Source organism: Pseudomonas wayambapalatensis, from assembly GCF_049942315.1.
GTDB lineage: Bacteria > Pseudomonadota > Gammaproteobacteria > Pseudomonadales > Pseudomonadaceae > Aquipseudomonas > Aquipseudomonas wayambapalatensis.
In genome coordinates this window covers 70456-83422 of sequence record NZ_JBNFMU010000228.1, presented here as the reverse complement: position 1 = coordinate 83422, position 12967 = coordinate 70456, and the positions used below count along the sequence as shown (strand labels likewise).

Here is a 12967-nt window from a genome sequence, read left to right as displayed (position 1 = left end):
GCAATGGGTATTTCTGCACTGTCCGTACCTGACAGAAGGCGTCGCTACCAGAGCGCCACGGCGCCCGCTGCAATGACCCGTCCAAATACTTCGAGCGCCTTGTCCACATCAGCTTCGGTGCTGTAGCGCCCCAGGCTGATGCGTACGCTGCTGCGTGCCTGCTGCTCGCTCAGCCCCAGGGCCAGCAGCACGTGGGACGCGGCGTTGCTGGCCGAGTTGCACGCCGAGGTCGTGGAGATGGCCAGTTCGCTCGCCAGTGCCGCACTGCTGAAGCCCTTGGCCTCGATGCACAGGTTCAAGGTGTGCGGGATACGTTGCTCGGCGCACCCGTTGAGGCTCACACCCGGCAAGGCCAGCAGGCCGCCACGCAGGCGTTGCGACAGTGCCTGGATCCGTTGGTGCTCGCTTGCGGCCAGGGAACCGGCCAGGGCGAAGGCACTCCCCATGCCGACGATCTGATGCCCCGGCAGCGTGCCGGAGCGCAGCCCGCCTTCGTGGCCGCCCCCATGCATCTGCGCATGCAGGCAGGGGCGAGCACGGCTGCCGACGTACAGCGCGCCAATGCCCTTGGGGCCGTAGACCTTGTGTGCGGAAAATGACATCAGGTCGACGGCTTGTCGCGCCAGATCGATGTTGACCTTGCCCACGGCCTGGGCGGCATCCACATGCAGCAGTGCGCCGTGTTCGCGGACGCATTCGCCGATACGGGTGAAGTCGGTGATGGTGCCCAGTTCGTTGTTGACCGCCATCAACGACACCAGACGAGTGTCGCCACGCAGGGCGGCCTGGACGACCTCTGGCTGTATCAGCCCCTGTGCATCCGGCACCAGCCTTGTGACCGCCCAGCCCTGACGCTCCAGTTCGGCGACAGTGTCGAGCACGGCCTTGTGTTCCAACTGGCTGGTGATCAAGTGGCCTGGCTGGCCGGCGCCCTGGGCGATGCCCTTGAGGGCGAGGTTGTTCGACTCGGTGGCACCGGAGGTCCATACCAGCGATTCGGTCGCCGCGCCGACCTGCTCGGCGACCTGGCGGCGGGCCTGTTCCACCAGCTCGCGGGCGGCCTGGCCATAGGCGTGACCGCTGGACGCAGGATTGCCGAACTGAGCCTGGCGGCCCATGCAGGCAAGCATGCTTTCGATGACCCGGTCATCGACCGGGGTGGTGGCGGCGTAGTCGAGGTACAGCGGCAAGTTGTGCATCAGGCGGGTCCGTGCGGGCAGAGGCTGAGGAATGTCAGCATGCTAGGGGAACCGCGGGGAATGAGTTTTCCTTGTTTTCGCCTTTTTCAGCGGTTGATGGAAATATTTTTCGTCGCAAGGCCGTTCAGGAGAAAACTATTCTGGCCGGCCTTGCATCAAAGCCTCCAGCATCCTTCGAAGCGTTCGCAAACGCCATATTGCCGGTCAAGCTGCGCCATGGCCCGCAGGTGTTCGAGCTTCGCTTCAGCGGTGACCTGGCGGTAGACCCGCACGTAGTAACGGCCCATGTCGCGCATGCGTACCTCGCGGCCGTTGTAGCGATTACCCGGTTCCAGGCCCGCCCAGATCTGCAACTGCTGATCCTGCACGCTGTTGAGGTATTGGCGGTTATTGTCGCGGAATCTGGCCTGGGTGAGGGCCTTGACCTGGCCAAGGGCTTGCTCGAAATGCTGCAGATTGGCGCGGTACTGGTCCCAGTAGGCATCGGGCAGCGTGGCATTGCCCAAGGCCTGGCGACGTTCGGCGATCTGCCGATCGGCCGGAGGTTGCTGCAGGTTGCTGGCTTGCAGTATGTCGATCACTGCGCCGGACGAGGTCAGGCTGTCATTGATAAGGCCTTCGATCATTGCGCTGCGTTGCACGGAGGCGGGCAGTGGAGTGGGCGGTAGCGGGAACAGCGGGGAGGTGCCGCTACAGCTTGCCAGGGGCTCATCGCTCAGTGGGTAGGGGATGCGAACATCCTTGCCGTCGATGCGTTGCAGGCGGGTGAGTTGAAGCATGCAGTAACCGTCGCTGCGATCGACGCTCACTTCGTATTCGGAACCGGCGGCGGGGGTGAAGGTGACCCCGATCGAGCAAGGCGCGCCACCGGTGCTCAAGGTGTTGGCAAACAGATAGAGTGGCTGGTCGGGCTCCAGGCGGATCTCCAGGTAGCCACGGGTGTCGGCGGTGGGCGGGACGCGCATGTCGGCGCGGCGTCGAGTGTCTCTGGCCAGGAAATTGTTGAGCAGGCCGGTGGTGCTGCCCTCGCACCGGGGACCTCGGTAGACATCCAGCGTCGAGTTGGAGGTGTTGGCGACGTAGCGCAGTTTCGACGCGTCAGTGCGGCTGCTGTCCTGGTAGGTGCCGTTGAAGCTGCAGGCGCCGAGCAGTGTGCAGGCGGCAACCAGAGTGATGGAGCGTGCTGCGGTGGCGAGCATGATCGTCCTTGAGCGTTGGGTGAGGGCGGTGCAGATGCTAGAGGTGATGGCACCGTTCGTCCAGTGTGCCATCATCGACTGCGCCGCCTGGGCTTCAGTCGACAGCGGCCTGCGCGGCAATCTCCCGCTCATCCTGCGCGACCACCTGCTGGCACAGCTCGATGATCTGCTCGCGCATCCAGCGGTTGGCCGGGTCCTGATCAGTGCTTTCATGCCAGTACAGGTGTGTTTCCAGTGGCGGGACTTCTACCGGCAGCGTCAGGTAGCGCAACTGATGGCGGCGTGCGAAGCGCTCGGGGACGGTCATCACCATGTCGGTCTGCTGCAGCACCTGCGAGGCCATCAGGTAGTGTTGCGAGCGCAGCGCGATCTTGCGCTGCACGCCCATCTTGCCCAGCGCCAGATCGACGTAGCCCAGGCCGTTGCGACGGCTGGAAATATGGATATGGGTCATGCCCAGGTAGCTATCGAGCGTCAGCTTGGCCTCGCCCAGCGGGTGGCCCTGGCGCAGGGCGCAGACATAGCGATCCTGCATCAGCTTGACGTGGCGCACTTGGGGATCGGTGTTCAGCGGAGCATCGACGGCGAAGTCCAGGCGGCCTGCGGCCAGCTCCTTGGTGGTCTCGCGGCGCTTGCACAGGAAGCTCTCGATCACCACACCCGGCGCCAGGCGACGCAAGCGCTGGAACAGCAGAGGCAGGACCACCGCCTCGGTGAGGTCGGTCATGCTGATGCGGAAGGTCTTGCTGGCCTGCTGCGGATTGAAGATTCGGCTTTCCTGCACCGAAGTGCGCAGCAGGGCCAAGGCGTTACGCACCGGCCCGATGATGTTCTGCGCCATCGGTGTCGGCACCATGCCTTGGGCGGTGCGCACGAACAGTGGGTCGTTGAAGGTTTCGCGCAGGCGCGACAGGGCGTTGGAAACGGCAGGTTGAGTGATGCCGACGATCTGCCCGGCACGGGTCAGGTTGGCTTCGGTGTAGATGGCGTCGAAGACGATGAACAGGTTGAGATCGACCTTGCTGAGGTTCATAGGGGCGCCACGCGTTGTTGATGTTATTCGCCGATCATATATCGGTTATGAATGTTAATACACACGGAAAATAGACTAGGTGGATTGACCTGGGCTGCTCTAGGCTCTGTGCATGTTCTTCATTCCGCAAAGGTAGCCCAGATGGATTTCGCCTATACGCCCAAGGTCCAGGCTCTGCGCGAGCGCGTCACCGCGTTCATGGACACCCATGTCTATCCCGCCGAAGCCGTGTTCGAGCGTCAGGTTGCCGAAGGTGATCGCTGGCAGCCCACTGCGATCATGGAAGAGCTCAAGGCCAAGGCCCGGGCCGAAGGGCTGTGGAACCTGTTCTTGCCCGAGTCCGAGTACGGCGCGGGGCTGACCAACCTGGAATACGCACCGTTGGCCGAGATCATGGGCCGTTCGCTGCTGGGGCCGGAGCCGTTCAACTGCTCGGCGCCGGATACCGGCAACATGGAGGTCCTGGTGCGTTATGGCAGCGAGGCGCAGAAACAGCAGTGGCTGGAACCACTGCTGCGCGGCGAAATCCGCTCGGCGTTTGCCATGACCGAACCGGACGTGGCCTCGTCCGATGCCACCAACATGGCTGCCACCGCCGTGCGTGATGGTGACGAGTGGGTGATCAACGGGCGCAAATGGTGGACCTCCGGCGCCTGCGACCCGCGCTGCAAGGTGATGATCTTCATGGGGCTGTCGAACCCCGATGGCCCGCGCCACCAGCAGCACTCGATGGTGCTGGTGCCCACCGATGCTCCCGGGGTGAAGATCGTTCGCCCGCTGCCGGTGTTCGGTTACGACGACGCGCCCCATGGTCATGCCGAGGTGCTGTTCGACAACGTGCGCGTGCCTTACGACAACGTCATCCTCGGCGAAGGGCGTGGTTTCGAGATTGCCCAGGGGCGCCTGGGGCCAGGCCGTATCCACCATTGCATGCGGTCGATCGGCATGGCTGAACGTGCCCTGGAGCTGATGTGCAAGCGTGCGGTAAGCCGCACCGCGTTCGGTCGCCCGCTGGCCCGGCTGGGCGGCAATGTCGACAAGATCGCCGACTCGCGGATGGAAATCGATATGGCGCGCCTGCTGACCCTCAAGGCGGCGTACATGATGGACACCGCCGGCAACAAGGTGGCGCGTAGCGAGATTGCCCAGATCAAGGTGGTGGCGCCGAATGTCGCGCTCAAGGTGATCGACCGGGCGATCCAGATTCATGGTGGTGCGGGTGTTAGCGGCGACTTCCCGCTGGCCTACATGTATGCCATGCAGCGTACCTTGCGCCTGGCCGACGGGCCCGATGAAGTGCACCGGGCGGCGATCGGCAAGTACGAGATCGGCAAGTATGTGCCCAAGGAGATGCTGCGCAGCGGGCAGTAAGCCCGCTGCGCATGTACGTGCCGTCAAGGGCCGGTGTGGTTCGTGGCAGGGGCCGTGGATGATCCTGGCGCGGCGTCGCCAGGGGGCGCTTCGGCCTTGCTCGGGCTCTCTTGGGCCAAGGCAGGTTCTTGCCTTTCGCTGGCTCGGGTCTTGAACAGCGACAGCACCACGCCGCCCAGCAGCAACCCGAATGTCACGCCCAGCGACAGCAGCGCCGGCACCTTGCCCACCAACCCGTGGTAGAAGATCTTGCAACCGATGAAGATCAGCACCATCGCCAGGGCGTACTTGAGGTAGACGAAGCGGTGCATCAACGCTGACAGGGCGAAGTACAGCGAGCGCAGGCCAAGGATGGCGAAGATGTTCGAGGTGTAGACGATGAACGGATCCTGGGTGATGGCGAAGATCGCCGGCACGCTGTCGACGGCAAACACCAGGTCGGCCAGTTCGATCAGCACCAGGGCGAGAAACAGTGGAGTGGCGTAACGCAACGCCTTGCTCTGGCCGGGTGGCGTGAGACGGACGAAGAAGTGCTTGCCATGGATCTGGTCAGTGACCCGCATGTGCCTGCGCACGAAGCGCAGCACCGGGTTGTTGGCCAGATCCGGACGGCTGTCTTCTCTGGAAAGCGCCATCTTCACCCCGGTGAACAGCAGGAACGCACCGAACAGGTAGAGCACCCAGGCGAAGTTCTGTACCAGCGCAGCGCCCACGCCAATCATGATCGCACGCAGGACTACCACGCCGAGGATGCCCCAGAACAGCACGCGGTGCTGGTAACGGCGAGGGATGGCGAAGAAGCTGAAGATCATCGCCATGACGAACACGTTGTCCATCGACAGCGACTGCTCGACCAGGAAGCCCGTGTAGAACTCCAGTGCCGACTGGGCGCCGAGCTCGTACCACACCCATACCCCGAACAGCACGCCCACGCTGAAATAGCCTGAGTACAGCAGCAGGCTTTCACGCATTTCGATTTCACGTTCCTGGCGGTGCAGCACGCCCAGGTCGAGGACCAGCAGGGCGATGACGATGGTGACGAAGACCAGCCATAACCAAGTGCTGGTGCCGAGCAGGGGTGTTGTGAGGAATGTCTGCAGAGCTGTCATGAGCCCCTCCTTGATTGTCGACGTTGCATGGCAACAGTGATTCCGACATGGCGGCGCAAACCGTCAGAGGGGCCCGGCATCACATGGGTGTAAGCCTAGTCCATGGAGTGCCGGGGCCAAGGGGAGGGGTGTTACATTTCTTTGCCTGATTAGGGTTTCCCGAGCGCGTCGACGACTTTGCGCGCCACTTCGGACGGCATCCAGGCTTCCCAGACCTGCGGATGCTCGCGCAGAAATACCTTGGCCGCCTCCCGCGGGTCCTGGCGTTTCTCGCTCATGATGGCCAAGGCCTGATTGAGGGTGTCGATTGGCAAGTCGACTTTTTCGAACAGGGCCACCAGGTCCGGGTATTGCGTCTTGAAAGCCCGCGATACGCCAATCGACAGTTTGGCGGGCAGCGAACTGCTGCCGCGTGGGGCGGGATTGGCCGGGTCGGTCAAAGTGGCCCAGGCCTGGGCATCGTAAGGCGGCTCTTCCAGGCGTACGAGGTCGAAGCGGCCCATCAGGGGCGTGGGGCTCCAGTAATAGAACAGCACGGGCTGGCCGCGCCGAATCGCCGAGCTGACCTCGGCATCGAGGGCGGCGCCGGAGCCGGTGCGAAAATTGGTGTATAGCCCCTCTAGTGCGTAAGCCTTGAGCTTCTGGGTGTTGACGATTTCCGACGTCCAGCCGCTGGGGCTGTTGAGGAAGCGGCCTTTGGTCGGCGCCTCGGGGTCTTTGAATACCTGCGGGTAGCGCTTGAGGTCGGCGACGCTCTTGAGTTCTGGCGCCAGCGGCTTCAGGTTGCGCGCCGGGTCGCCCTTGATCACGTATGCCGGCACATACCAGCCTTCCACGGCGTTCTTCACGGTATCGCCCAAGGCGAACACCAGGCCTTTTTTCTCGGCGTCGACCCAAGCGGGGCTGCGGCCGGCCCATTCTTCGGCGATCACTTGCAGGTCGTTTTTCGCCAGTGCCACTTCCATGCTGACGGTACTGCCGGGGAGGGTGTCAGTGGGGTATCCGTAACCCTTCTCGACGATCAGGCGCAGGATTTCGGTGGTCAGGGCGCCGCTTTCCCAGCCGATGGCGCCGAACTGGATAGGCTTGGCTGACTCGGCGCGTGCCGCGCTGTCGGTACTGGCCAGGCCCAGCGCGAGCAGCAGCCCGGCCAGCAGCGTGGGAATCTTTTTCATCATGACCTCTTCGTTTGTGGGCTTGCCAACTGGGCAGTGTAGACCAGGGCATGGTAGGGCCGGGCTCGCGATGCTGCTTCCCTCTGCAAGCAAACCCTGACCTGCCCAATCATCGTCCCACCGGCGGATGGTTGCTTGCCGGCCCCCACTTCTACTTTCTTGCCCCGAGGGCTTGTGATGACTGACCTGAAATTTGTCCATTACCGCAGCTACCGCTTCGATGGGCTACTGCTCGTTCGCTGTACCGGAAGTGATCTTGAGAACATCAAGCGCATCACCTACCAGTTGCACAGGAAAGACGGGAATAGCGTCAGCTTGCTGCAGACCGAGACGGCACCTTCACATGCCTCCAGTGGTGAGTTGACCGACTATGGCTGCCCCATTACGTTCAAGGTCGATGCGCCTTACGGTCGTTTCGCCATCACGCCTACCGTGACCTGGATTCAAAAGGCGGGTGGCGCTACGCGCACATTTGCGCCACTGGAGTTCGACATTCAGCCCGGGGAATCGACGCGTACCTTTCTTGGCTCGGGCCGGAGCAGGCGCGACGCCACGTCTGATCCGGCGGCGCGCAAGATGCCGCAGTCGTTCGAGCTGGTCGACGACATGCTGCAGCAACACGACCCTATCAACTTCAAACCTGCGGTCGGCCCTTTGCTGGTGAAGTTTGCCGAGGGTGGTGCCGAGCGCTTCGCCGCAGACATGCAAGCGGATTCGAACTCCCTGCTGATGCGGCGCTGGCCGGGGCTGGAGCATCTTTTGCAATGGCGCCAGTACCTTGAGCCCGAGCAACGCGATATCGAAAGCTTGCAGGCATTGCGCGATTACTGGCAGATCGAACAGCCCGCCAGCATGAACAACGACACGTTCATCGTGCTCGGCAAACATGTGGCGCAACTGGACTACGTGGAGCATGTGCACCTGCCCCCCGTGGGCGAACAGTCGGCCGCAGGGCCATTGCTTCTCGCTGGTGCCTTGGCGACGGTGCTGACCGGGGTCGCCGTTCACTACGGTAACAAGGCATATGACGAGTCGCAGCCCACCCCCGATTTCGAGGCGCTTCAGCGCTACCTTGACGAGCCGGATGCGTTGATCAAGGGTCTTAACATCCGCAAGGCCTGGGAAAAGGAGGTCAAGGGGCGAGGGGCACGCGTGCATCTGGTCGATGGTGGCCTTTACCCAAATCATGAAGAGCTGCGCGGCAACAGCGCTATCAAGGTCATTGTCCTGGAGCCAAACGGTAGCCCTGATCACGGCAGCTCATCGGCAGGGGTGATAATCGCCTCTGCCAACGGTACCGGGGTTACAGGCATCAGTCATCAGTCGGAAGTGTTCTTCTACAACTCCGAGGCAGGAAGGCGCACGCTCGATCAACTGCTGATCCGGGTCATGCCCGGCGATGTGGTCACCATAGTCCGTCAGGTCCACGATGCTAAAAGGCCGGAGGCGTACCTGCCGACGTTGCACTCCGCGATGTGGTCGAGCGTAATCGAACGATTGGTTGACCGTGGGGCTGTGGTCGTATGTGCAGCGGGTAATGGGTTCAACCAGGACAACAGCGATATCGGGGCAGTGGCAGGGACTGGGGTGAACCTGTCGCGATGGCGTTACTTCGATGCCACGAAAGACATTGGTGCCATCGTGGTAGGGGCGTGTGAGTCATGGTCTGGCCATCCCCACAGAAAATCCAACTACAACTACCCCTATCGCATGCTCAACGCCTGGGGAGACTCGGTGGTGACACTTGGTTTGTCACCCACTGGGTTCTTGCAGGACAAGGACGGCAATGACAGGGACTACACCAACATCTATGGCGGCACCTCGTCTGCGACAGCGATGATAGGTGGCGCGCTGACGCTGATCCAGTCCTACGCCATGGAACAGCACCATCTCTACCTGAACGCCTACGAGATGCATATGTTGCTGATGCAGACAGGCTACACCGACGCGATGTTCCCCCATGAATCCCAGCCGCCGATGGGCGTTCGGCCAAACGTGTACGCCGCGTTGAGGCGGCTTGACAGGATTCTTGATGGCGGCCGGTTCTACTCGCCCCAAAAAAACGAAGGCTGAGCGCGCCTGCGGCGGCAATTGCGCCGCAGGCTTTCTGTTCAGACCCGGAACTGGTCCATAAGCCCCTGCTGCTGGTTGGCAAGGCTATTGAGCGACTGGCTGACCCGCGCCGATTCGTTGGCCTGACCTGACAGCGATTCGGTCACGTCGCGAATGGTGGCCACATTGCTATTGATCTCTTCGGCCACCGCGCTCTGCTCTTCGGCGGCCGAGGCGATCTGCAGGTTCATGTCGCTGATCACGGTGACCGCCTGGCCGATGCGCTGCAGCGCGGTAACCGCTTGGCCAACCTGCTGCACGCCGCCCTGGGCCTGGCGATGACTGCTGTCCATGGCGCCGACCACTTCGCGGGTGCCGGCCTGTAGCGACTCGATCACCTGGCGGGTCTCTTCCACCGACTCCTGGGTGCGCCGCGCGAGGTTGCGCACTTCGTCGGCGACCACCGCGAAGCCGCGCCCGGCTTCCCCGGCCCGCGCGGCCTCGATGGCCGCGTTGAGGGCCAACAGGTTGGTCTGCTCGGCGATAGAGCGAATTACCTCCAGCACCGAACCAATCTTCTCGCTGTTTTGCGCCAGCCCCTCGACCTGGGCCATGGCGCTGCTCATGTCGGCGGCCAGCGCATCGATGCTGTCAGTGGTCCGATCGATCACGGCCAGGCCTTCGCGGGTGGCCTGGTCGGCATCGCGCGCGGCTTGCGCTGCCTGGGCCGCGCTGCGGGCGACGTCCTGGGCGGTGGCGCTCATTTCGTGGGAGGCGGTCGCGACCTGGTCGACCTGGCGGTACTGCTGCTCCATGCCCGCACTGGTTTCGCTGGCGATGGCAGCAGACTGGTCGGCCGTGCCGCGTGCTGCCTGCACCGAGCGTTTCACCTCGGCGATGGTCGGTTGCAGTTTGTCGAGGAAGCGGTTGAACCAGCCGGCCAGCTCGCCCAGTTCGTCGCGCTTGTCGTAGTTCAGGCGACGGGTCAGGTCACCTTCGCCGCTGGCGATATCCTTGAGCATCGCGGCCACACCGAGGATCGGCCGGGTTACCCCGCGCGCCATCAGCCACACCGCCAGCAGGCCGGCGATCGCCGCAGCCAGGCCCAGGCCCAGCTCGAGCAGGGTGCCGCTGGTGTTGAGCACGTCGAGTTCGCGCTTGAGCGCGTCGGCAGGGCCGGTCAGGGCGCTTTCCGGTACGTCGAGCAGTACGCCCCAGGGCTTGCCGCCGGGAATCGGTGCGAACGCGGCCAGTACCTTCAGGCGTTGCTGGTCGTGAAGGACCTGCAGCTTGCCGGCGGTCAGCTTGCGCACCAGCTCGGCGCCCTGGCGGGTATCGACCTGGTCGAAGCGCTCGGCCAGCTTGCCGGCGTCCGGGCTGTAGCCGGCCAGCAGGCCCGCGGGGCTGAGGATGCCGACCTTGGTGCGACCTTCGTACAGGCTGCGGCTGGCGTCTTCGCTCAGGGCCTGCAAGCTGTTCAGGTTGGTGTCGATGGACAGGGTGCCGATAACCTTGCCATCCACCATCAGCGGGAAGACGATGCTGGTCATCAGCACTTGCTGGCCAGCGATTTCATAGAAGTAGGGCTCGATCACGCAGACCTTGCCGGTGCTGCGCGGGCAGGCCCACCAGGTATTGGCCGCCTCGCCGCTGGGGCCGATCTGGGTGTTGGCCATGTCACGCTCGGGCAACGCCATGGCGGTCAACTGGCCTGCGCGCGGCTGCGACCAGTACAGGGCGAAGCGCCCGGTTTCGTTGCTGCCAAGCTCGGCGAGGTCGCTGAACAGCTTGTCCTTGCCATCCAGGGCGTTGGCATCGAACACCAGCGAAAGGCCGAGCAGGTCGGGGTTGGCCTGCAGTGCGGCGCGCACCTGGGCGGTCATGTCCTGGCGCAGGTCGTGGGCGTCGATGAAGCGCTTTTCGGCCTGTTCGCGCAGGAACAGGACCTGACGGGCGAAGCCGGCACCGTACTGGTAGGCGTCCATGAACTGACGACGAATGCTCAGCGCCTGGACCTCGCCTTGAGATTCGATGCGGGCCTGGGCGGATTCGGTGAGCATCTGCGAGCTGCTGGCCTTGACCAGGTCCGAGCTGTGGTCCATGCGATACAACGAAAGGCCGACGAGCAATGTGACGATGCTGGCCAGGCACAATCCGGCGAGCAGGGTGATCTTCCATTGGATGGAAAGTTGACGCAACGGCATGGTGTACATCCCTTGTAATAGTAGAGCTGGGGCTGACGACTGTTTCGGCGGGATCGGGTTTTTCTTTATATGAACGTTCAATAAAGATTAAGGCTCCTATACAAACGCTATCCCTCGGCGGTTTTGACATCCTCCCCCCAGTGCTTCAGAGTGTGCGCCCTCCATAACAACACCCCTGGTCCGGCCGCTGCCCAGCGCAGCTTGTCGCCGGAGCGCCCGCTTTTTGTCTGTCGTAATGAGGTATTGCACACCATGAATGCAGTGATCGCCGCGGTCGGTATCATGCTGGTACTGAGCCTGTCCCGCGTGCATGTGGTCATCGCCCTGATCGTTGGCGCCGTGACCGGTGGCCTGGTCGGTGGTCTGGGGATCGAAGGTACGCTCGCAGCCTTCAATGGCGGCCTGGGCGGCGGCGCGACGGTGGCGTTGTCGTACGCGTTGCTCGGTGCCTTCGCCGTGGCCATCGCCAAGTCCGGCCTGGCCCACGCCCTGGCTGACCGCGCGCTGGCGATGATCGACCGCCAGGGGCAGGTACAGAGCGGCACGCTCAAGTGGTTGTTGATTGGCCTGATGCTGGTGGTTGCGGTGTCGTCGCAGAACGTTCTGCCGATTCACATCGCCTTCATCCCGCTGTTGGTGCCACCACTCTTGTACGTGCTGACGCGCCTGCGCATCGACCGGCGCCTGATCGCCTGCGTGATCACCTTCGGCCTGATCACCCCGTACATCTTCCTGCCCGTGGGTTTTGGCAATATCTTCCTCAACCAGATCCTTCTGGCCAACGTCAGCCGTGCGGGCGTGGACATCAGCGGCGTCAACGTCACCCACGCCATGGCCATCCCAGCGGCGGGCATGCTCGTTGGCCTGCTGGTGGCGGTGTTCATCAGCTATCGGCGCAAGCGTGACTATGACCTGGCTCGCATCGAAGAGGTCGAGCAGGTCAGCGTGCAGTACAACCCGCTGACTTTGCTGGTGGCCGGTGCAGCCATCGCTGCGGCATTCATCATCCAGTTGTGGCTGGATTCAATGATCATCGGTGCGATGGTCGGTTTCCTGATCTTCTCGCTGTCGGGCATCGTGCGCTGGCGCGAGACCGACGATCTGTTCACCGAGGGCATGAAGATGATGGCCATGATCGGCTTCATCATGATCGCGGCCTCGGGCTTTGCCGAAGTGATGAAGGCCACCGGCGAGGTGAAGAGCCTGGTCGAGACCTCGGCGCAGTGGATCGACCACAGCAAGGGTATCGGTGCCTTGCTGATGCTGCTGGTGGGGCTGCTGGTGACCATGGGCATCGGCTCGTCCTTCTCCACCGTGCCGATTCTTGCCGCGATCTTCGTGCCGCTGTGTGTGCAGTTGGGCTTCGACCCGCTGGCCACGGTGTGCATCGTCGGCACAGCCGGTGCGTTGGGCGACGCTGGCTCGCCTGCCTCGGACTCGACCCTGGGGCCGACCTCGGGCCTGAACGTCGATGGTCAGCATCACCATATCTGGGACACGGTGGTGCCGACCTTCATCCACTACAACCTGCCGCTGCTGGCGTTCGGTTGGGTGGCGGCGATGGTGCTGTAGGCGATAGCAGCTCGATTGTGGCGGGTCGGGTGCGGTGGCATCATGCTCAAAGC

Annotated in this window: 8 protein-coding genes and 2 pseudogenes; 3 read left to right on the top strand and 7 right to left on the bottom strand. The window is 63.1% G+C overall.

Annotation, left to right across the window (positions count from 1 at the left end):
- Positions 1–44: 44 nt before the first annotated feature.
- The 3 genes from ACPZMI_RS22030 to ACPZMI_RS22020 form a co-directional block, all read right to left on the bottom strand.
- Entirely contained in the window at positions 45–1199 is a 1155-nt protein-coding gene (locus ACPZMI_RS22030; RefSeq protein ID WP_426353071.1) for a cysteine desulfurase family protein, read from the bottom strand.
- A 155-nt stretch (positions 1200–1354) separates the two neighbouring features.
- A complete protein-coding gene (locus tag ACPZMI_RS22025; RefSeq protein WP_186664426.1) occupies positions 1355–2398 on the bottom strand; it encodes a hypothetical protein in 1044 nt (347 codons plus the stop codon).
- Positions 2399–2492: 94 nt separating this feature from the next.
- The gene (locus ACPZMI_RS22020) at positions 2493–3431 is read right to left on the bottom strand and encodes a LysR family transcriptional regulator (RefSeq protein ID WP_186708326.1); all 939 of its coding nucleotides are present in this window, start codon (positions 3429–3431) and stop codon (positions 2493–2495) included.
- A 141-nt stretch (positions 3432–3572) separates the two neighbouring features.
- Here ACPZMI_RS22020 and ACPZMI_RS22015 point away from each other — a divergent pair, with 141 nt between their 5' ends.
- Positions 3573–4802: an acyl-CoA dehydrogenase gene (locus tag ACPZMI_RS22015; RefSeq protein WP_186664430.1), complete on the top strand. Its 1230-nt coding sequence runs from the start codon at positions 3573–3575 to the stop codon at positions 4800–4802.
- Between the two features lie 23 nt (positions 4803–4825).
- On the opposite strand, the gene ACPZMI_RS22010 is transcribed toward ACPZMI_RS22015, so the two are convergent.
- Together ACPZMI_RS22010 and ACPZMI_RS22005 are read right to left on the bottom strand one after the other, a co-directional pair.
- Positions 4826–5911, bottom strand: coding sequence for a TerC family protein (locus ACPZMI_RS22010; protein ID WP_186664432.1), 1086 nt, complete (start codon positions 5909–5911; stop codon positions 4826–4828).
- Positions 5912–6060: 149 nt separating this feature from the next.
- Positions 6061–7086 (bottom strand): ABC transporter substrate-binding protein, encoded by a 1026-nt coding sequence (locus ACPZMI_RS22005; RefSeq protein WP_186665417.1) that lies wholly within the window; start codon positions 7084–7086, stop codon positions 6061–6063.
- A gap of 177 nt (positions 7087–7263) precedes the next feature.
- Between ACPZMI_RS22005 and ACPZMI_RS22000 the strand changes: the two genes are divergently transcribed.
- Positions 7264–9159 (top strand): S8 family serine peptidase, encoded by a 1896-nt coding sequence (locus ACPZMI_RS22000; protein WP_186664434.1) that lies wholly within the window; start codon positions 7264–7266, stop codon positions 9157–9159.
- A gap of 38 nt (positions 9160–9197) precedes the next feature.
- Here the strand turns inward: ACPZMI_RS22000 and ACPZMI_RS21995 are convergent.
- Together ACPZMI_RS21995 and ACPZMI_RS21990 are read right to left on the bottom strand one after the other, a co-directional pair.
- A pseudogene (locus ACPZMI_RS21995) lies at positions 9198–9710 on the bottom strand (methyl-accepting chemotaxis protein); the annotation flags it as partial.
- 345 nt (positions 9711–10055) lie between these two features.
- Positions 10056–11021: pseudogene (locus ACPZMI_RS21990) on the bottom strand (methyl-accepting chemotaxis protein); the annotation flags it as partial.
- 573 nt (positions 11022–11594) lie between these two features.
- Between ACPZMI_RS21990 and ACPZMI_RS21985 the strand changes: the two are divergent.
- Positions 11595–12914, top strand: a complete 1320-nt coding sequence (locus ACPZMI_RS21985) for a Na+/H+ antiporter family protein (RefSeq protein ID WP_186708320.1) — start codon at positions 11595–11597, stop codon at positions 12912–12914.
- Positions 12915–12967: the final 53 nt, after the last annotated feature.

Bases quoted from the DNA above. Each gene is read 5' to 3' on its own strand.
- ACPZMI_RS22030 (WP_426353071.1), bottom strand. From the start codon at position 1,199: ATGCACAACTTGCCGCTGTACCTCGACTACGCCGCCACCACCCCGGTC.
- ACPZMI_RS22025 (WP_186664426.1), bottom strand. From the start codon at position 2,398: ATGCTCGCCACCGCAGCACGCTCCATCACTCTGGTTGCCGCCTGCACA.
- ACPZMI_RS22020 (WP_186708326.1), bottom strand. From the start codon at position 3,431: ATGAACCTCAGCAAGGTCGATCTCAACCTGTTCATCGTCTTCGACGCC.
- ACPZMI_RS22015 (WP_186664430.1), top strand. From the start codon at position 3,573: ATGGATTTCGCCTATACGCCCAAGGTCCAGGCTCTGCGCGAGCGCGTC.
- ACPZMI_RS22010 (WP_186664432.1), bottom strand. From the start codon at position 5,911: ATGACAGCTCTGCAGACATTCCTCACAACACCCCTGCTCGGCACCAGC.
- ACPZMI_RS22005 (WP_186665417.1), bottom strand. From the start codon at position 7,086: ATGAAAAAGATTCCCACGCTGCTGGCCGGGCTGCTGCTCGCGCTGGGC.
- ACPZMI_RS22000 (WP_186664434.1), top strand. From the start codon at position 7,264: ATGACTGACCTGAAATTTGTCCATTACCGCAGCTACCGCTTCGATGGG.
- ACPZMI_RS21985 (WP_186708320.1), top strand. From the start codon at position 11,595: ATGAATGCAGTGATCGCCGCGGTCGGTATCATGCTGGTACTGAGCCTG.